This is a genomic window from Brevibacterium sp. 91QC2O2 (genome assembly GCF_024580695.1).
In the GTDB taxonomy this organism is placed as follows: Bacteria; Actinomycetota; Actinomycetes; order Actinomycetales; family Brevibacteriaceae; genus Brevibacterium; species Brevibacterium moorei.
Window position 1 is genome coordinate 89,370 of the sequence record NZ_JANIJY010000008.1, and the last position, 18,575, is coordinate 107,944.

The following is an 18,575-nucleotide window of genomic DNA, read 5'->3' on the forward strand; positions in this document are numbered from 1 at the left end:
CGCTTACCGCGGGGACCGGGCCCTTTGGCGTCGCGGTATTGGCACAGTCTTTGGACTGGCCTCGCCGCACGCTTAGACTTTTCCCATGCGTCTAGCCGTCCTGGACATCGGGTCCAACAGCATTCACCTCCTGGTCGTCGATGCCCACGTCGGCGCCCCACCCCTGCCCGCCAGCAGCCACAAGGAGATCCTGAAGCTGGCCGAATACCTGCAGGAGGATGGCTCCATCTCGTCCTACGGAGTCGAACGGCTGGTCCAGTTCTGCCACGATGCGATGGAGATCGCCGAGGACCAGGGCGCCGAACAGATCCTGGCCTTCGCCACCTCGGCGATTCGCGAGGCGCCCAACGGCGATGCGACGATCGATCGGATCCACGATGAGACGGGCCTGAAACTCAATGTGCTCACCGGCCAGGACGAGGCCAGGGTGACGTTCTTGGCCGTGCGCCGGTGGCTCGGCTGGTCGGCCGGCAACATCCTGCTGCTCGACATCGGCGGGGGTTCCCTGGAGATCGCCGCCGGACGCGACGAATATCCCGATGCGGCGGTATCGGTGCCATTGGGCGCGGGCCGGATGCACTCCGACTTCCTGCCCGACGATCTGCCCAGTGTCGACCAGGTTCACGCCCTGCGTCGCCATGCCCGCCACCTGATCGGCCGGATCGCCGGCGATATCAACCGGGTCGGCCCCTTCGACAAGGTCGTCGGTTCCTCCAAGACCTTCCGGACCCTGGCCCGCCTGGCAGGCGCCGCCCCCAGCGGCGAGGGCATCTACGTCCCCCGCAAACTGGCGCGCAAGGATCTGAGCACGATCGTCGACACCCTGGCAGCGCGGACTCCATCGGAACGCACTCTGCTGCCCGGAGTCTCGGAATCGCGCGCAGGGCAGATCCTGGCCGGCGCGATCGTCGCCGAGGCCGCCTTCACGATCTTCGACATCAAGTCCATGCGGATCTCGCCCTGGGCCCTGCGCGAGGGCATCATCATGCGCAAGTTGGACCTGTTGGATTCCGCCGAGGAATCCACTGGTACCGCCGGTGTGCACATCAGCCATGTGGGACTCCGAACGCCCGCGGGTTTCTAAGGAATCGGTAGTACAAGGACAAGTCGCGCGGGGAGAATGGTCGTGCAAGGACCGGCCAGCGGCCGTCCCCGCAATTCCTAGGGTCCGCGGTCTACACTCACGAGTGTGAGCGGAAAAGGGAAGTCCAAGAAGCACGCGGAAGTAGCCAAGGTGCGTGGCCACAAGGCCTACACCAAGAAGAACGCTGCGAAGAGGAACGGGCGCAAGCACCGTGCCTACTTCGAATCGAACCCCGTCTACGAGCACGGGGTCAAACACTCCTCGGCCTTCGACATCCCGGTCGGCCTGTCCTCCTCATCCGTCTACCCGATGGAGGTCTCGGAGACCTTCGACACCGCCGTGCGGCTGGGCTACGACGGCGTGGAGATCATGGTGACGAACAACGCTCAGACCCAGGACCCTGACTTCATGCTGCGCGAGGTCGATCGGACCGGACTGCCAGTGCTCAGCCTGCACGCCCCCACCCTGCTGCTGATGCCGCGGGTGATGCACAAGGACCACTGGGAGAAGCTTCGCAAGACCTGTCAGATCGCGGCCAGGGCCGGAGCGAGCACGGTCGTGCTGCACCCGCCGTTTCGCTGGCAGGGCGAATACGCGAAGAACTTCGTGCCCGGCGTCCGCGCGATGAGCCAGGAAACCGGTGTGACCCTGGCCGTGGAGAATATGTACCCGTGGCGCGCCGGCCTGCGCGAAGTCATGGTCTACGCCCCTGACTGGAACCCGCTGGACGAGGACTATGACGCCTTCACCTTCGACTTCTCCCACGCCTCGACCGCGGGGATGAACGCCCTGGAGACTGTCAAGGAGATTCAGGACCGTCTGGCGATCGTCCACCTGACCGACGGCGCCGGTTCCCTCAAGGACGAGCACCTGGTGCCCGGCACCGGGAAGATGCCGGTGGCAGAGACGATGCAGCACCTGGCCAAGACCGACTGGAATGGCACCGTGGTCGTCGAGGTCAATACGCGTTTCACCGCGAAGCGCTCCGCCCGCGAGAAGATGCTAGCCGATTCCCTGGCCTTCGCCCGCACCCACCTGGGCCAGGACGCGCGGGCTGCCGGCACACACACCAAAACCGGGCGCCGTTCCGCGGGGGACTGAGGCGGACGACCGGGGCAGGCCACTGAGACCGGCCGATCGCAGGGGCCCGGTCAGTGGTTGAGGAGCGTTCGGCCGTGGCCAGCTAGAGTGGAATGCGGACTGCAACCAACACAGTGAGGAACCCTCCATGTCCCTGCGCATCGCGATGATCGGAACCGGCTCGATGGGAGGGGCGCTGCTATCGGGCATGCTGTCCTCTGCGGACCCGGCCTCCCCGAATGCCTCCACCGGGGGTGCAGTCGATGCAGCCGGGGTGCCACTGGAGAACGCCCGCGCCACGACCAAGTCGCAGGCCAGCGCCGAGGCCCTGGCCCAGCGTACCGGCGTGTCGACCATGGCCTTGGACGCCGACCCTGCGGCCAACCGGGACGCGGCGGCCGGGGCGGACTTCGTCTTCCTGGGCGTCAAGCCCTGGATGATCGCCGACACCCTGACCGACCTGGCGCCCAGCCTGGAACCCGAACAGGTCATCGTGTCCATGGCAGCGGGGGTTTCAATCGAGACCCTGGCACAGCTGGTCCCCGATAACCCGATCGTGCGCATCATGCCCAACACCCCGTCCGAGATCGGGCAGGGTGTCATTGCTCTGGCCCCGGCCTCGCGGGTGCCCGCCGGACGGGTGGAGGAACTGTCGGGACTGCTGTCCGGCGCCGGACGGGTCTTCGCCATGAGCGAGGAGCAGATCGGCGCGATGATCGGCATCTCCGGCTCCGGGGTCGCCTACTTCTTCCTGCTGGCCGAGGAGATGGTCAAGGCGGGCGTGGATCTGGGTCTGAGCGAGGACGCGGCTCGGGAAATGGTCGTCGCGACGGCCCAGGGCGCGGGATCGCTCCTGGCTTTGAAACAGGATCCCGCAGCACTGCGCCAGGCCGTCACCAGCAAGGGCGGCACCACCCATGCGGCGATCGAGACCTTCCGCGCCCACGACCTCGAGGCCACGGTCAAGGCCGCCGCCCAAGCCGCCTACAACCGCGCCCAGGCTATGGAAGAAGAGAATGCCTGAAGGTAAGGCGCGGGCTGGAACTGGAGCCGCGGCCGGCGGCGAGAACGTGAGAATGCCTGAAGGTAAGGCGCGGGCTGGAACTGGAGCCGCGGCCGGCGGCGAGAACGTGAGAATGCCTGAAGGTAAGGCGCGGGCAGGGACTGAGGCCGCGGCCGGCGGCATGACGAAGCGGATCCTGCCCGGAGCCTCGGCAGCGGTGTCCCTGGTGCTCTACGGGGCGCTGTCCATCATCATGTGGCGGATCTACTATTCGCCGTCCTGGGACTTGGGGATCTTCACCCAGCTGCTGAACGACTATGCGCACCTGCAGGCGCCGATCGTCGACATCAAGGGCCCCGGCTACAACCTGTGGGGCGACCACTTCCACCCGATCCTGTGGCTGCTGATGCCCGTGTTCAAGATCTGGCCCTCGGGCCTGACTCTGATGCTGTTGCAGGCGGTGCTGTTCGCGGCCTCGGCCTGGCCCGTGGCGTCCTATGCCGCGCAGAAGCTGCCGGCGGCCGGGGCCTGGGCCCTGTCCCTGGCCTACGTGGGGTCCTATGGGCTGCTGAACTCGGTGACCTCGCAGTTCCATGAGATCGCCTTCGCCGTGCCGCTGTTGGCCTTCGGCCTGGTGTGGTGGCTACGTGGCCACCATCTGGCGGGCGCCATCGCAATCGCCCTGTTGGTCTTCGTCAAGGAGGACATGGGGCTGACCGTCGCAGCCTTCGGGATCGCCGTATGGTTACGCCAGCGGGCCACCAAGTACCAACTGGGACTGTTCGTCTGGGGCGTGCTGTGGTTCGCGGTGACGGTCCTGCTGATCTTGCCGGCATTCAACAACTCCGGTCAGTACGACTACACGGACAATGTCTCGGCCCTCGATGCCCTGGGTGCAGGCGCACAGACCAAACTCGCGACCCTGGGTGCATTGGTCCTGGCGGCGGGGGCGGTGGGGTTGCGCAGCCCACTCATGCTCATGGTTCTGCCGACTCTGGCCTGGCGTTTCGTGGGAAACGTCGAAGGTTATTGGGGTCTGAGCTTTCACTACACGGCGGGCCTGGTGCCGATTGCGGCGCTCGCGCTGATCGATGGGATCGCCGGGCCGGGCTGGACGGGCTGGAAACGGGCCGGTGCGGCCAAGTCGGGTGCCGCCGGGCCGGCCGGTGCCGGCACGGAAGCGGCGGCCGCAGCCGAGCGCGAAGACGCCGCGGCCTCGGCCCCGGAACCTGTCGCGCAGGCTTATGCCGCGCAGTCTTCTGCCGCCCGGACCGAGGCCGCGCAGACGGTGCGGGAACGGACCCTGGGCACCTGGGCGCCGGCCGCAGCGGCCGCGGGCGTCATCGCCCTGGCGGGCAGCACGAACATCAACCTGCTGTGGGAATCCGAGCGCTACGCGATCGACGCGGGCCCTGCCGTGCAGGCCGCCGAGCAGTACGGCACCGTGGCCACCGATATCCGCCTGCTGGCGTATCTGGCGCCCAAGACGCACACCTACTGGTACGGCAGACTGGACCAGGTGAAGCCGGACGCGGTGCTGCTGCGGCCCTCGGAGACGGGCCAGACCACCGAGGAATGGGCCGAGGAGCGCCTGGGCGGGGACTGGACCACGGTGCTCAGCGAGGGCGGCTACGAACTGGCGGTCCCCGCGGCTCAGGGGCAGGGCTGAACCGAACCGTACCGTGCCTGGACCCGAAAGTGGCTCCACACTAGCTTGGGTGGCTCGATAGAAGCAGATTTATCGAGCCACACAAGCAAGTGTGGAGCCACTCCGGGATTGGGCCCAGATCGTTCAGGCAGTGAGGATCTTGGGGCCGTCGGCCGTGATCGCCACGGTGTGCTCGCTGTGCGCCGTGCGGCTGCCGGTCTTCGAGCGCAGTGTCCAGCCGTCCTTTTTATCGGTCACCAGCTGATCCGTGCCGGCCATCACCCAGGGCTCGATCGCCAGCAGCAGGCCCTCGCGCAGTTTGTAGCCGCGGCCGGGTCGACCGTCATTGGGAATGTGCGGGTCCTGGTGCATGGTCGAGCCCACGCCGTGCCCACCGAAGTCGGTGTTGACCGGATAGCCGTAACCGCGCAGGACCTCGCCGATGGCGTGCGAGATATCGCCGATCTTATTGCCCACCCGGGCCTCGGCGATGCCGGCGGCGCGTGCGGCCTCGGTCGCCTCGATCATCCGCAGGTCCTCATCCGATTTCGGCGTGCCGACCACGAAGCTGATCGCGGCGTCGGCGACGATCCCGTGCAGCGAGCAGGCCAGGTCCAGGCTGAGCAGATCCCCGTCCTTGAGCCTGTACTTCCGCGGCATCCCGTGCAACACAGCATCGTTGACCGAGGTGCAGATGTAGTGGCCGAACGGGCCCGAGCCGAAGGACGGGGCGTAGTCCACATAGCAGGATTCCGCGCCGGCGGCGTCGATCAGCTCGTGTGTCCAGGCGTCGATCTCCATGAGGTTCGTGCCCACCCGGGTGCGTTCCCTCAGCGTTCGCAGGGTGTCGCCGATGAACTTTCCACTGACTTCGGCGCGTTCCAATTCGGCAGGGCTCAAGACTTCGATCATGGTTCCATTGTCCCACGCGGGGCCCGGGCGCGGGGGAGTGACGGGCCACAACCCCGGACCGTGGGGGCCGCAGCCCCACGGGGAAGTGCGCCTAGGGTCGGCCGGCGAAGCGCCCCAGCAGTTCGACGTGGCCCGCGACGATGAGCACATCCTGCTTGCCCACGCGCGATTCGGGCTCTGCATAGGTGAAGTCGCGCCCGGGGCTCTTGATGCCCACCACGGTCACGCCGTAGGTCGAGCGGATCTTCGATTCGGCCAGCGTGAAGCCCTGGATCTCCTTGGGCGGGCGCATCTTGACGACCGCGAAGTGCCCGTCGTCGAACTCGATGTAGTCCAGCATCCGACTCGACACCAGGTGCGCGACCCTGGCCCCGGCCTCGGACTCGGGGAACAGCACGTGTTCGGCTCCGATGCGCCGCAGGATCTTTCCGTGCGAGGCCGAAATCGCCTTGGCCCACACCTGGTCCACGCCCAGATCGACCAGGTTCGCCGTGGTCAGCACGCTGGCCTCGATCGATGTCCCGATGCCCACCACTGCGGATGAGAACTCCTGCGCGCCGATCTGGCGCAGCGCGTCGATATTCGTCGAATCCGCCTCGACCACGTGGGTCAGCCGGCCCGACCAGTCCTGCACCAGGTTCGGATTGCGCTCGACGGCCATCACCTCGTAGCCCAGCCGGATCAGCTGTTCGGCCGTCGCGGCACCGAACCGGCCCAGCCCGACGACCAGGACCGAGGACGCGGTCGCCTTGGGCTCCCGCTTGAAGGCGCCGAAGGGGAACGGCGCGCGGGCCCGGCCGTGCTCCGGCGCGTCGGTGGACCTGTTAGCCAATGATGGGCCTTTCCTCTGGGTAGCGGAACATGCGCTGGGTGTCCCGGACGGACATCGCTGCCGCCAGGGTTATCGTACCCAGCCGTCCCACCAGCATCAGCACGGAAAGGACGTAGAGCCCGGCGGGCGGGCTGGCGGCGGTCACCCCGGTCGACAGGCCGCAGGTGCCGAAGGCGGAGATCACCTCGAACAGCACCTGGTCCAACTGCTGCCCGGTGACCTGTAGCAGGGCCAGTGTCCCGCCGATGACGATCACGAAGCCGGCCAGGGTCACGCTGATCGCCAGGCGAATCGCAGCCCTGTCGATCCGCCGCCGGAAGGCCACGACATCGCCCAGGCCCCTGGCCTCGGACCAGGCGGCCAGCAGCAGCACGGCCAGGGTCGTGACCTTGATGCCGCCGGCGGTCGACGAGGATCCGCCGCCGATGAACATGAGCACGTCGAGGATCAGATGCGAGGAAGGGTTCATCGCGTTGATGTCGAAGGTGGAGAAGCCCCCGGAGCGCGGCATCACGGACATGAACAGGGTCTCCATGAACGTCTGGCCCACGCCCTTGTGGCCCAGGGTCTGCGAATTGGAGTACTCGAACAGGTAGAGGAAGGCCACCCCGAAGACCACCAGCAGACCGGAAGTGGCCAGGGTCAGCTTGGTGTGCAGGTCCCAGGACCGCGGGCGGCGCCACCAGACGGCCATGATGAGCACAACGGGGAAGCCCAAGGAGCCGACGAACACGGAGGCCATGATGACGCTGAGGATCCAGGGGTCGTCCGCGAAGTACTCCATTCCGCCGCGGTGGACGGTGAAGCCCGCGTTGTTGAACGACGAGATCGAATAGAACAGGGCATGTAGCACGGACATCCCGAAGGAGTCCCCGCGGATCAGGAAGCGGGGGAACAACAACAGGAAGACCACGGCCTCGGCGGAGATGATCGTGGTGACCACGGTGCGCAGCAGGGTGCCGACCTGGCCCAGCTGCAGGGTGTTCGTCGCCTGCGCGGCGATCAGCCGCTGGCGCAGGCCCAGCCGTTTGGACACCGCCATGCCCAGCACGCTGGCCAGGGTCAGGATGCCCAGGCCGCCCACCTGGATGGCCGCGGTGATGACACCCAGGCCGAAGGGCGACCAGTAGTCCTCTGTGACCACGGGGGACAGGCCGGTGACGCACACGGCCGAGACCGCCACGAAGATGCTGCGGGCCAGATAGTGGCCCAGGTCCGGGTCCCAACCCGCGGTCCGTCCGGCGGTGTCGCCCAGAGCGCTGCCGTCCCCGGTGCCGGCGTCCAGTGCGGGCCCCTGATGGGAGATCGGCAGGCACAGCAGCACGGCGAAGACGACTACGACGGCCAGGAAGGAGAAGATCGCCAGGCGCGCCGGCGAACCGCTGGCCAGCCGGTCGACGAGGTCCCTGAGCCTGCCGGCCGCTCCGGCGCCTCGGGCACGTGGGCCCTGGGGCCCCGGCTGCCGGTGCTGGCCCTGTTCGGGCGGCGGTTGGACGTTCACACGGACATCGTAGTCGGCATCGGGGCGGCGGGCCCGGCCGACGATCCCGGGGCGCCCGGTTCCCGGCCCGGACGTCTGCCGAGTGTCCGGATCGTGGCCTGTGCGTGATCCGCGTCATCAGGCGGTTAGAGTATGAACCATGAGCAAACGCCAGACCGACGTCCTGGTCATCTGGGACGAGGTGTTCACCGAATACAACTTCGGCACAGGTCACCCGATGCATCCCCTGCGCCTGGACCTGACGGCGAAGTTGGCCCAGGACTTCGGGCTCTTCGACAGCGCGCGCATCCACATCAGGTCGGTGCCCGAGGTCGACGAGGCCGAACTGTCCAGACTGCACAGTCCCGAGTTCATCGCCGCGGTCAACGACGCCGGGCGGATGTCCGAACACGGGTCCGACATCCCAGACGAGGTGCAGCAGGCATTCGGCATCGGGACCGAGGACGTGCCGGCCTTCGGGCAGATCCACGAGGCATCGGGGCGGATCTTCCAGGGCGGCATCGAGGCCGCCAGGGCGATCACCTCCGGCGGGTACGAACGCGCCGTGAACTTCTGTGGGGGCATGCACCACGCGATGCCGGGCAAGGCGGGGGGATTCTGTGTCTACAACGACGTGGCGGCCTCGATCCAGCAGTTCCTGGACGCGGGATACGAACGCATCGCCTATATCGACCTGGACGCCCACCACGGCGACGGCACTGAGAACTTCTTCTGGGACGATCCGCGGGTGCTGACCGTCTCGCTGCACGAGAACGGCCGGTTCCTCTATCCCGGTACCGGCTTCGCCAATGACATCGGCGGGCTCAAGGCGGCAGCCAGTGCGGTCAACGTCGCGCTGCCCCCGCGCACCGCGGACGCCGATTGGCTGCGCTCCTTCGATGCGGTGGTCCCCGCTGTACTGCGCGAGTTCGATCCGCAGATCATCGTGTCCCAGCACGGCTGCGACGGCCACGATGTGGATCCGCTGACTCACCTGCGGTTGTCGGTCGACGCCATGCGGGTTGCCGCCATGTGGATCCGGGATCTGGCCGATGACCTGTGCGAGGGCCGCTGGCTGGCCACCGGCGGCGGCGGATACGCCATCGCCGAGGTCGTGCCGAGGGCGTGGACCAATCTGGTGGCGATCGCGGCCGGGTTGGATCTGGATCCGCTGACCCCGACCCCGGAACGGTGGCGCAACTATGTGGCGAACATGACGGGCAGGGACCGCGCCCCACTGGCCATGACCGACGGCCACGACGGGCAGTTCCAGCCCTGGGCCACCGGCTACGACCCGGAGTCGGATCTGGACCGCACGGTGATGAGCACGCGCAAGAACATCTTCCCGTTCTACGGTCTGGACGCCTACTACGACTGATTCACGTGAGTTCGCCGAGCCGTCACAGATGTGCGCTGTGCGCCGGTTCAGCCGCACGTTTATGACGGATCGGCGGGTGGGGTGAGGTAACGAACAGCCGGAATTTCTGTGAAGTTTGGGTTTCGTGGGGACTGGGCGATAGAATTGGGTGTTACGTTCTATCGTCGGCTCCACTAGGGGACGCGCGATCCGGGCGTTCTTCGTCATTAGTGTCTTAAGCAAAGGACTTACTGTGGGTTCAGTCATCAAGAAGCGCCGCAAGCGTATGGCCAAGAAGAAGCACCGCAAGTTGCTTCGCAAGACGCGTCATCAGCGCCGCAACAAGAAGTAAGACGTTCTTGGTGGCTCCCGGACCCCGGTTCGGGAGATGATCCATACTCCCGCCCGATCGGCGGCAGGGGATCCGCAGAACCGTCCCAGAGTCGGTCCGTGTTCGCGACAGGCGCTCCCGCATTCGCCGGGAGCGCCTGTACCTGCGCTACGGACCCTGTGCCCGCCCGGGCTCATCAGCAATGAGGAATCCGCGAACATGAGTGTCGCACTGACCTTTCTGACCCGCGCCGACTGCCATCTGTGCGATGCCGCGCGCCGGGTCGTGCTGGCCGGAATCGCCTGTCGCGATGTGGACCTCACGGAAGTCGACATCGACTCCGATGATGACCTGCGGGCCAAATACGACTGGGATGTTCCCGTCGTTCTGATCAACGGACGCCAGCACAGTTTCCACCGTGTCGATCCGGACCGTCTTGCCCGCGCGCTCGACCGTGCGGAGTCCGCGTGAAATTCCTTGAACACTCACGCGAAGTCCCCACCGGGGCCCGTGGGTGTTCGTCTCTTGAAGGGGGCACACATTGACTCTCCTCGTAATAGGCGTGAACCATCGGACCGCGCCGATGTCGGTCCTGGAGGCGTTCGCGCTCGGTGGTGGGGAAGTCACTGATCTGCGCACGCGGGCACTGGCCGGTGAGTACGTCGCCGGTGTCAACGTGCTCTCCACCTGTAACCGACTGGAGGTCCTGGCCGACGTCACGGCCTTCCACGGTGGTCTGGCCGATATCGGCACCGCCCTGGTCGCGGTGACCGGGTTGGACTGGCAGGAGCTGTCGCAGCACCTCTACGCGCACTTCGGGGAGAAGGCGGAGGAGCACCTCTTCACACTGGCCGCCGGACTGGACTCCATGGCCCTGGGAGAATCCCAGATCCTGGGTCAGCTGCGCGACTCGGCACGCGCCTCCCGGCAGGCGAAGACCCTGACCCCCGATATGATCCACATCCTGGACAAGGCGCTGGAGGTCGGCAAACGGGCCCATTCGGAGACCGCCCTGGACTCCGTGGCCCAATCCCTGCTGGAATCGGCCCTGGGCGCCGGTGTTGCCCACATCGGGCCGCTGACCAGGGCGAACGCCCTGGTGATCGGTGCCGGCGCCATGTCGGGTCTGGCCGTCACGACCCTGCACCGGCACTCCATCAAGTCCATCACCGTGTTGGGCCGGACTCTGGAGAAGGCCGAACGCCTGGTCGCCCCGCTGGGCGGACGCGCGGTCCAGTGGACGGACGAAGCCCTGGTGCGCGAACTTGCCGCCGCCGACCTCATCGTGTCCGTCACCGGAGCGCGCGGCACCGTGGTGGACAAGGACACCGCGATTGAGGCCCTGCAGCGTGACGAGGTGGGTTCGAAGAACAAGTTCTTCATCGACCTGGCCCTGCCGCACGACATCGCCCATGACGTCGCCGAACTGCCTCATGTGCGCGTGATGGGACTGAGTGAGTTGTCCCGCCAGTTCGCGGACACCTCCTCCCAGGAGACATCGTCGGTGGTCGCCGTGATCGGCGAGGTCAAGGAGATCATCCAGGCCGCGCTGGACGAGGAAGCCGTCCACCGGGTGGCGAAGAAGGTCAGCCCCACGGTCTCCGCCCTGCGCGAGCAGGCCCAGGAGATCGTCGACGGCGAATACGACAGGCTCGCGCGCAAGCTCGGTGGCGATGTGCCGCAGTCCCAGCTGGCCGAGATCCGCCGGACACTCCAGCGGATCGCCGAGAAGATCATCCACACGCCCACCGTGCGGGTCAAGGAGTTGTCCGCCGAGGACGAATCCGTCGATTACGCGGCAGCCCTGACGAACCTGTTCGACCTCTCGAAGACCCCGGCGGACAAGCAGGGCGAACTCGACCGGAACCGGGTGGACTTCTCCGCGGAGGGCATGCCCAAGCGCACCGCCAGCGCCAACCACTATGTGCCGGCCGACGGCCTGCGCCCGGTGGCAGATCACACCCTCGATGTGGTCGAACCCGAATTCTTCACCGGCCGGACCATGCGCCTGGGCACCCGCCGGTCCCGCCTGGCGCGCTCCCAGTCCACGGCCGTGGCCCAGCAGCTGGCCGCCCTGACCGGCTGGCGGATCGAGATCGTCGAGGTCGTCACCGAGGGCGACGTCAATATGACCCCGCTGGCCAAACTGGGCGGCTCGGGCGTGTTCGTCTCCGCGGTCCGCCGTGCCCTGCTCACGGGCAAGGTCGACATGGTCGTCCACTCGCTCAAGGACCTGCCAACCGCTCCGGCCGCGGGTATCGACCTGGCCGCGGTGCCCCCGCGCGTGGATCCATCCGACGTGCTCATCACGCGCGACGGGCTGACACTGGACGAACTGCCGGCCGGCGCCGTGGTGGGCACCGGTTCGCCCCGGCGCGCCGCCCAGCTGCGTGCGGCCCGTCCCGACCTGGACGTGCGCGGGGTGCGCGGCAATGTCGACACCCGCATCAAGCACGTGACCGAGGGCCGGCTGGACGGCGTGGTCATCGCCGCCGCCGGCGTCCGCCGCCTGGGCCGCCTGGCCGAGGTGACCGACACTCTGGACACCTCCGTGATGCTGCCGGCGGCCGGGCAGGGCGCGCTGGCGATCGAATGCCGCTCCGAGGACGCGGACCTAAGCGACACGGACGCGGAGATCCGCGCCGCTCTGAACACCATCAACGATCCGTCAACGGCCCTGCGGGTGGCCGCCGAACGCGCGGTGCTCAGCCGCTCGGAGGCGGGCTGCTCCGCCCCGATCGGGGCGCTGGCGACCATCGAGGGCTCGACCCTGCGGCTGGCCTCGGTGATGGCCGGGGTCGACGGGCACCTGCAGCGGGTCTCGCACCTGACGGCCCTGCCCGCCGGCGCGGACGGCGCCCCTGAACTGTCGAGTTCCGCGGCGCTCCATGCGGCCCTGCGGATCGGCTACGATTCCGCGGACGAACTTTTGCACATCCTGGGCGAGGTCCCGGATACCCTTGCCGGATCCAACGCCCCGACGGAGAACCTGCCTGGCATGGTCGGAGGACGCTCATGAATCTAGAACAGTCCCTGTCCCAGCAGAGCCTGGGTCACAAGCCCAGCGCGCACAAGGCGCATCTGAACGCCAAGCTGCCCGCCGTGTACTTCCTGGGCGCGGGCCCCGGAGATCCGCAGCTGCTGACGATCCGCGGCGCCGAACTGCTGGGTGCTGCCTCCGCCGTGGTCTACGACGCACCGGCCCACGACGACATCCTGTCCGCCTTCGTCGCGGCCGGGGTCGAACGCATCGACGCCGCGACCCTGGGACAGGCGGCCAGCACGCGCGGGCGCCGTCTGGCAGAACTGGCGCTGGACCACGGCCTGGTGGTGCGCATCGTGTCTGACGACGGGGTGCTCTTCGCCTCCACCGCTGACGAGGCCTCGGCCGTCAACCGCAACAAGGTCCCGTTGGAGATCGTGCCGGGCGTGGGCGTGGTCGCCTCGCTGGGCGCTTTCACCGGCACGGAGATCACCGGCAACCGGGTCCGCTCCCTGCGCCTGATCGAGGCGGGCGAGATGACCCACTCGGACGCCTCGAAGCACCGCAACACCGCCAATGTGCTCACCGGATCCGCCGTCGACCTGCTGGCCGGGCTGAAGTCCCTGGCCGCCGACGGCTGGGACCCGGAACTGCCCGTGCTGTTGACCTCGGGCCTGTCGACCATCCACCAGTCGACCAATGAGTTCACGCTGACCACGGCGATCGCGCACCTGTCCGCCCCGGCGGACACCACCGCGGACCCGGCACCCGCTGCGCCGACCTGTGGTCTGCTGCAGGCCGTACTGGGCCAGGGTGCGGGCGTCCGCCGTGACCTGGCGTGGTTCGAGACCCGCCCGCTGTTCGGCTGGCAGGTACTGATCCCGCGGACCAAGGAACAGGGTTCCTCGACCGCGGACCTGCTGGGCGAGTACGGCGCGGAGGGCACCATCGTGCCGACCATTGCGATCGCTCCGCCGCGCAGCCCCAAGCACATGGAGCGGGCAATGCACGCACTGGTCGACGGGGACTACCAGTGGATCGGCTTCACCAGCGTCAACGCGGTGCGCGCCGTGAAGATGTGGCTCGACGACCTGGGCCTGGACACCCGAGCCCTGGCCGGCGTGCGGGTCGCAGCGGTGGGCGGACCCACCGCCGAGGCCTTGGCGACCTGGGGGATCGAGGCGGACCTGGTGCCCAGCGGCGAGCACTCGGCCCGCGGCCTGGTGGCCGACTGGCCCGAGTTCGACAAAGACGACCACGCCTTCAACCGGGTGTTGCTGCCGCGTGCCGACATCGCGACCGAGGTGCTGGTCGCGGGCCTGACGGAGCTGGGCTGGGACGTCGACGACGTCACCGCCTACCGGACAGTGCGCGCAGCGCCCCCCGCCGCCCCGGTGCGCGAGGCGATCAAGCGCGGGGACTTCGACGCGGTGCTGTTCACCTCGTCCTCGACGGTGCGCAATCTGTTGGGCATCGCCGGCAAGCCCCCGGCCACCACGGTGGTCGCCTGCATCGGGCAGGCCACCGCACAGACCGCGATGGATCAGGGCCTGCGGGTCGATGTCATCGCCGGCGAGGCGAACCTGGACCGGTTGGTGGCAGATCTGGCCGAGTTCGCCCGAACTCAGCGCGATGAACAGGTGACGGCGGGACAGGTGCCGGTGCGGCCCTCGCAGACCCGGCGTCGGAACAAGAAGAGAAGTGTGAAATGAGCGAATTCGAATTGGCACCCGGCTCGGTCCGTCCGCGCCGTCTGCGGCAGTCAGCGGCGGTGCGCCGGCTGGTCAGGGAGAATCGTCTGCACCCGTCCGATCTGATCGAGGTGCTGTTCGTCCGCGAGGACCTCAGCGCCCCGCGCGAACTCGAATCCATGCCAGGGGTCTTCCAGCACACGCTGGAATCCCTGGTCGAGGCGGCGCGGGAGGCCGCCGATGCGGGCGTGGGCGGCGTGATGCTCTTCGGCATCCCGACCCACCGCGACGCCACCGGTAGCCAGGCCGATGATCCCGAGGGCATCCTGAACCGCGGTCTGCGCGCGGTTAGCGAGGCGGTGGGCGACCGCACCGTGGTGATGGCCGACCTGTGCCTCGATGAGTTCACCGATCACGGCCACTGTGGCGTGCTGGCCGCCGACGGCGGCGTGGACAACGACGCGACGCTGGACCGCTATGCGGCGATGGCGATCGCCCAGGCGAGGGCCGGCGCGACCGTGCTGGGCCTGTCGGGCATGATGGACGGCCAGGTTGGTGCCGTGCGCGTGGCCCTGGACGAGGCCGGCCTGTCGGAGACGATCGTGATGGGCTACACCGCCAAGTACGCCTCGGCCTTCTACGGTCCCTTCCGCGAGGCCGTGGACTCCCAGCTCACCGGTGACCGCAAGACCTATCAGCAGGACCCGGCCAATGGCCGCGAGGCCCTGCTGGAGCTGGACCTGGACCTGGCCGAGGGCGCCGACATCGTCATGGTCAAGCCGGGTCTGCCCTACCTGGACGTGCTCTCCGAGGTCGCTGCGGCCAGCCCCGTGCCGGTCTGGAGCTATCAGATCTCCGGCGAGTACGCGATGATCGAATTCGCGGCCCGGGCCGGTGCGATCGATCGCGACAAGGCGGTCTGGGAATCGCTCATGGCCTTCAAGCGCGCAGGCGCCGACGCCGTCCTGACCTACTATGCGACCGAATTCGCTCGCAGACTCCGTGATGGCGATGACTGAGCGGACCGGGTCCTCCGCTGCGGCCGAGTCCGCAACCGGGTCCCAGCCACGCTGGCTCGACGACTGCGAACAGCTGGCCTGGCGCGAACTCTGGAACGCCTACGGTCTGCTCGACGCGCAGCTCGACCGCGATCTGCGCACCGACTGCGGGCTCTCGCTGAGCGAGTACGGACTGCTGGTCCGGCTGTCCGAACAGTCCGACTGGAAGATCCGGATGGCCGCCCTGGCCGACCTCAGCGGAATCTCCCGCTCACGGCTGACCCATTTGGTGTCGCGGATGGAGAAGCGCGGACTGCTGGAACGCTGTTCGGCCTCCGAGGACGGCCGCGGCATCATCTGCGTGATGACCCAGGAGGGGTATCGGCAGCTGGTTGCCGCCGCACCGCGCCATGTGGAAAGCGTGCGGGACAATCTGATCGACCTACTGGACCATGACGAACTGACGACCCTGGCCTCGGCGTTCGCCAAGGTCAACGCACATCTGCACCAGCAGGAGGGAAACGGATGAGCACCACCGCCCGATCGCAGGACCTCTTCGCCCGCGCCCAACGGGTCACCCCGGGCGGAGTCAACTCGCCGGTGCGCGCCTTCCAGGCCGTCGGCGGCACCCCGCGCTTCATCCACAGCGCCAAGGGCGCCATCCTGACCGATGTCGATGGCAACGAGTACGTTGACATGATCGGCTCCTGGGGCCCGATGATCCTGGGCCACGCCCATCCACAGGTGCTCGACGCGGTGCAGCGGGCAGCAGCCCGCGGCTTCTCCTTCGGCACTCCCGGTGAGAACGAGGTCGTGCTGGCCGAAGAGATCGTGGCCCGGGTGGCGCCCGTCGAGCAGGTGCGTCTGGTCAATTCCGGCACCGAGGCGACGATGAGCGCCATCCGCCTGGCCCGCGGCTTTACCGGCCGGTCGAAGATCGTGAAGTTCGCCGGCTGCTATCACGGCCACGTGGACGCGCTGCTGGCCGCCGCGGGCTCGGGACTCGCGACCTTCGCTCTGCCGGACAGCCCCGGCGTGACCGGCGCGGAATCCGGCGACACGATCGTGGTCGACTACAACGACCAGGACGCCCTGCGCGCGGTCTTCGCCGAACACGGCCCGCAGATCGCAGCTGTCATCACCGAGGCCTGCCCCGGCAATATGGGCATCGTCCCGCCCCTGGACGGCTTCACCCAGCTGATCCGCCGGCTGACCAAGGAAGCCGGCGCCCTGATGATCTCCGACGAGGTGATGACCGGCTTCCGGGTCTCTGACACCGGCTGGTACGGCTACGAATCGGCCCGCGACGGCTACCCGGACGGACCCGCCGATCTGTTCACCTTCGGCAAGGTGATGGGCGGGGGCTTCCCCGCCGCCGCCTTCGGGGGACGCGCCGATGTGATGGGCCACCTGGCACCCGCGGGTCCCGTCTACCAGGCCGGCACGCTGTCGGGCAATCCGGTGGCCACCGCCGCCGGTATCGCGACCCTGCGCCTGACGAGGGAAACGGACGTCTACACCCATCTGGAAGCGGCCGCAGACCGGCTGCGCCCGGAGATCTCCACGGCGCTGTCGGCCGCAGGCGTGGCGCACACGATCCAGTCGGCCGGTTCCATGTTCTCCGTCTTCTTTACGCCGGGCACGGACGGCCGGGTGCGCGACTACGACGATGCGCGCGGCCAGGACAGTGCCGCCTACTCCGCCTTCTTCACCTCGATGCTGGAGTCGGGCGTGCACCTGCCGCCGAGCGCCTTCGAGGTGTGGTTCCTGTCCCTGGCCCACACCCCCGAGGTGCTCGACCGGGTGGTCGCGGCCCTGCCGAAGGCGGCCCGGGCCGCAGCTGCTGCACAGGATTCCGCGGCCGCGGCCACTGCTGATCGAGGAGGTCTGGCATGAGCACCGTCCGCATCCACCTGACCCGCCACGGCGAGGTCCACAATCCCGATGGCATCCTCTACGGCCGCCTGCCCGGCTACGGCCTGTCCGAGCTGGGCCACCGGATGGCCCAGCGGGTCGGCGAGCACTTCACCGGCGGGGACTTCACGGTCCGTGCCCTGGTCCGCTCGCCGCTGCTGCGCACGGCCGAGACCATCGCGCCCCTGGCCTCGGCCCTGGGGATGGAACCGCGGGAGGACCCGCGTGTGATCGAGGCGGCCAACCGCTTTGAGGGCCAGCATGCGGGGGCCGCGAACTTCCTGCAGCTGAAGAACCTGCCGCTGGTCTACAACCCGCTGCGCCCATCCTGGGGCGAGCCCTACACCGCCCAGGTGGTGCGGATGCGCGCGGCCATGGCCACCCTGCGCCGCGAACTCGAGGCGATCGCCCGCGATGAGTCGCTGGACACCGTCGACGGGGTCATCGTGAGCCACCAGCTGCCCATCTGGGTGACCCGCCTGGCAGCACAGGGCCGCCCGTTGGTCCACGACCCGCGGCGCCGCGAATGCGCGCTGGCCTCTGTCACGACCTTCACATACGAGGGTGGGAAACTGGCGGGCGTGCACTATGACGATGTGAGCGCGGATCTGCAGCCGGCGAAGAACGTGGCCGGGGCATGAAATACACGCAGCGACCGGTCACCCGCCGCGCGGCCCTGAGTATCACGCTGGGCGCGGCGCTGGTGACGCTTTCGGCCTGCAAATCGAGCAATGACGAACTGGCCCAGCAGGCCGGCTCCAATCAGGGCTACATCTCCGGCGACGGCGTCGTCACCCAGTTGGGCGAGGGCGACCGCGGCAAGCCCCTGGACCTGGAATTCACGGACCTGGCGGGCAAGAAGCACTCGCTGGCCGAGTACCGGCCCAAGGCCGTCGTGATCAACCTGTGGTACGCCGCCTGCCCACCGTGCCGCAAGGAGGCGCCCGACCTGGTCGAGGTGTCCCAGAAGTTCAAGAAGGACGTCGTGTTCCTGGGCGTGAACGTGCGCGATCAGGCGCCGGCGGCCAAGTCCTTCATCGACACCTTCAAGGTGCCGTACACCAATATGATCGACACGGACGGCGCGATGGTGTCCCTGCTCTCGAGCATCCTGCCCCCGCAGGCCACGCCCTCGACCGTGGTGCTCGACGCCCAGGGCCGGGCCGCCGCCCGCATCGTGGGCGCCTCCGAGTCCTCCACCCTGCGCGGTGTCATCGAAGACGTGCTGAAGGGCTGAGGCGTGGGCCATCAGTTCGCCGAGA

17 protein-coding genes are annotated in these 18,575 nt (G+C 68.1%); 14 read left to right on the plus strand and 3 right to left on the minus strand.

From position 1 onward, the window contains the following. The first annotated feature begins 85 nt into the window (after positions 1 to 85). The 4 genes from NQ036_RS08200 to NQ036_RS08215 all read left to right on the plus strand — a co-directional run bounded on the left by NQ036_RS08200 (position 86) and on the right by NQ036_RS08215 (position 4,836). Positions 86 to 1,084 carry a Ppx/GppA phosphatase family protein gene (locus NQ036_RS08200; protein ID WP_257058254.1) on the plus strand — a complete coding sequence of 333 codons (999 nt, stop codon included), beginning with the start codon at positions 86 to 88 and terminating at the stop codon, positions 1,082 to 1,084. Positions 1,085 to 1,189: 105 nt separating this feature from the next. Continuing rightward, on the plus strand, positions 1,190 to 2,185 hold the full coding sequence (locus NQ036_RS08205) for a sugar phosphate isomerase/epimerase (RefSeq protein ID WP_257048234.1): 996 nt from the start codon (positions 1,190 to 1,192) through the stop codon (positions 2,183 to 2,185). Positions 2,186 to 2,312: 127 nt separating this feature from the next. Next, complete coding sequence (gene proC, locus NQ036_RS08210) at positions 2,313 to 3,188, plus strand: pyrroline-5-carboxylate reductase (protein ID WP_257048235.1); 876 nt, start codon at positions 2,313 to 2,315, stop codon at positions 3,186 to 3,188. Positions 3,189 to 3,300: 112 nt separating this feature from the next. Next, positions 3,301 to 4,836 (plus strand): DUF2079 domain-containing protein, encoded by a 1,536-nt coding sequence (locus tag NQ036_RS08215; RefSeq protein WP_257058256.1) that lies wholly within the window; start codon positions 3,301 to 3,303, stop codon positions 4,834 to 4,836. A gap of 123 nt (positions 4,837 to 4,959) precedes the next feature. On the opposite strand, the gene map is transcribed toward NQ036_RS08215, so the two are convergent. The 3 genes from map to NQ036_RS08230 all read right to left on the minus strand — a co-directional run bounded on the left by map (position 4,960) and on the right by NQ036_RS08230 (position 8,060). Next, positions 4,960 to 5,727 carry a type I methionyl aminopeptidase gene (gene map / locus NQ036_RS08220; protein WP_257048237.1) on the minus strand — a complete coding sequence of 256 codons (768 nt, stop codon included), beginning with the start codon at positions 5,725 to 5,727 and terminating at the stop codon, positions 4,960 to 4,962. A 91-nt stretch (positions 5,728 to 5,818) separates the two neighbouring features. Continuing rightward, complete coding sequence (locus tag NQ036_RS08225; RefSeq protein ID WP_257048307.1) at positions 5,819 to 6,457, minus strand: TrkA family potassium uptake protein; 639 nt, start codon at positions 6,455 to 6,457, stop codon at positions 5,819 to 5,821. A gap of 94 nt (positions 6,458 to 6,551) precedes the next feature. Further along, complete coding sequence (locus NQ036_RS08230) at positions 6,552 to 8,060, minus strand: potassium transporter TrkG (RefSeq protein ID WP_257048238.1); 1,509 nt, start codon at positions 8,058 to 8,060, stop codon at positions 6,552 to 6,554. A 139-nt stretch (positions 8,061 to 8,199) separates the two neighbouring features. On the opposite strand from NQ036_RS08230, the gene NQ036_RS08235 reads away from it, so the two are divergent. The 10 genes from NQ036_RS08235 to NQ036_RS08280 all read left to right on the plus strand — a co-directional run bounded on the left by NQ036_RS08235 (position 8,200) and on the right by NQ036_RS08280 (position 18,550). Then, entirely contained in the window at positions 8,200 to 9,417 is a 1,218-nt protein-coding gene (locus tag NQ036_RS08235; protein WP_257048240.1) for an acetoin utilization protein AcuC, read from the plus strand. 232 nt (positions 9,418 to 9,649) lie between these two features. Continuing rightward, on the plus strand, positions 9,650 to 9,748 hold the full coding sequence (locus NQ036_RS08240; protein WP_003792170.1) for a 30S ribosomal protein bS22: 99 nt from the start codon (positions 9,650 to 9,652) through the stop codon (positions 9,746 to 9,748). 198 nt (positions 9,749 to 9,946) lie between these two features. Further along, the gene (locus tag NQ036_RS08245) at positions 9,947 to 10,198 is read left to right on the plus strand and encodes a glutaredoxin family protein (protein WP_257048243.1); all 252 of its coding nucleotides are present in this window, start codon (positions 9,947 to 9,949) and stop codon (positions 10,196 to 10,198) included. A 70-nt stretch (positions 10,199 to 10,268) separates the two neighbouring features. Then, positions 10,269 to 12,746: a glutamyl-tRNA reductase gene (gene hemA / locus NQ036_RS08250; RefSeq protein ID WP_257058258.1), complete on the plus strand. Its 2,478-nt coding sequence runs from the start codon at positions 10,269 to 10,271 to the stop codon at positions 12,744 to 12,746. Then, positions 12,743 to 14,422, plus strand: a complete 1,680-nt coding sequence (locus NQ036_RS08255; protein ID WP_257048245.1) for a bifunctional uroporphyrinogen-III C-methyltransferase/uroporphyrinogen-III synthase — start codon at positions 12,743 to 12,745, stop codon at positions 14,420 to 14,422. The genes hemA and NQ036_RS08255 overlap by 4 nt, the downstream gene beginning before the upstream one ends. Beyond that, entirely contained in the window at positions 14,419 to 15,420 is a 1,002-nt protein-coding gene (gene hemB, locus NQ036_RS08260; RefSeq protein WP_257048246.1) for a porphobilinogen synthase, read from the plus strand. Before NQ036_RS08255 ends, hemB begins: the two co-directional genes overlap by 4 nt. Continuing rightward, a complete protein-coding gene (locus tag NQ036_RS08265; protein ID WP_257048248.1) occupies positions 15,413 to 15,928 on the plus strand; it encodes a MarR family winged helix-turn-helix transcriptional regulator in 516 nt (171 codons plus the stop codon). The genes hemB and NQ036_RS08265 overlap by 8 nt, the downstream gene beginning before the upstream one ends. Beyond that, positions 15,925 to 17,295, plus strand: a complete 1,371-nt coding sequence (hemL, locus tag NQ036_RS08270; protein ID WP_257048250.1) for a glutamate-1-semialdehyde 2,1-aminomutase — start codon at positions 15,925 to 15,927, stop codon at positions 17,293 to 17,295. Before NQ036_RS08265 ends, hemL begins: the two co-directional genes overlap by 4 nt. Continuing rightward, a complete protein-coding gene (locus tag NQ036_RS08275) occupies positions 17,292 to 17,954 on the plus strand; it encodes a histidine phosphatase family protein (protein WP_257048251.1) in 663 nt (220 codons plus the stop codon). Before hemL ends, NQ036_RS08275 begins: the two co-directional genes overlap by 4 nt. Beyond that, positions 17,951 to 18,550, plus strand: a complete 600-nt coding sequence (locus tag NQ036_RS08280; protein ID WP_257048252.1) for a TlpA disulfide reductase family protein — start codon at positions 17,951 to 17,953, stop codon at positions 18,548 to 18,550. Before NQ036_RS08275 ends, NQ036_RS08280 begins: the two co-directional genes overlap by 4 nt. Positions 18,551 to 18,575 lie beyond the last annotated feature (25 nt).

What these genes read in the sequence shown, in the direction of transcription:
- NQ036_RS08200 (WP_257058254.1), top strand. Translation starts at nt 86, where the DNA reads ATGCGTCTAGCCGTCCTGGACATCGGGTCCAACAGCATTCACCTCCTG.
- proC (WP_257048235.1), top strand. Translation starts at nt 2,313, where the DNA reads ATGTCCCTGCGCATCGCGATGATCGGAACCGGCTCGATGGGAGGGGCG.
- NQ036_RS08215 (WP_257058256.1), top strand. Translation starts at nt 3,301, where the DNA reads ATGCCTGAAGGTAAGGCGCGGGCAGGGACTGAGGCCGCGGCCGGCGGC.
- map (WP_257048237.1), bottom strand. Translation starts at nt 5,727, where the DNA reads ATGATCGAAGTCTTGAGCCCTGCCGAATTGGAACGCGCCGAAGTCAGT.
- NQ036_RS08235 (WP_257048240.1), top strand. Translation starts at nt 8,200, where the DNA reads ATGAGCAAACGCCAGACCGACGTCCTGGTCATCTGGGACGAGGTGTTC.
- NQ036_RS08245 (WP_257048243.1), top strand. Translation starts at nt 9,947, where the DNA reads ATGAGTGTCGCACTGACCTTTCTGACCCGCGCCGACTGCCATCTGTGC.
- NQ036_RS08255 (WP_257048245.1), top strand. Translation starts at nt 12,743, where the DNA reads ATGAATCTAGAACAGTCCCTGTCCCAGCAGAGCCTGGGTCACAAGCCC.
- hemB (WP_257048246.1), top strand. Translation starts at nt 14,419, where the DNA reads ATGAGCGAATTCGAATTGGCACCCGGCTCGGTCCGTCCGCGCCGTCTG.
- NQ036_RS08265 (WP_257048248.1), top strand. Translation starts at nt 15,413, where the DNA reads ATGACTGAGCGGACCGGGTCCTCCGCTGCGGCCGAGTCCGCAACCGGG.
- hemL (WP_257048250.1), top strand. Translation starts at nt 15,925, where the DNA reads ATGAGCACCACCGCCCGATCGCAGGACCTCTTCGCCCGCGCCCAACGG.
- NQ036_RS08275 (WP_257048251.1), top strand. Translation starts at nt 17,292, where the DNA reads ATGAGCACCGTCCGCATCCACCTGACCCGCCACGGCGAGGTCCACAAT.
- NQ036_RS08280 (WP_257048252.1), top strand. Translation starts at nt 17,951, where the DNA reads ATGAAATACACGCAGCGACCGGTCACCCGCCGCGCGGCCCTGAGTATC.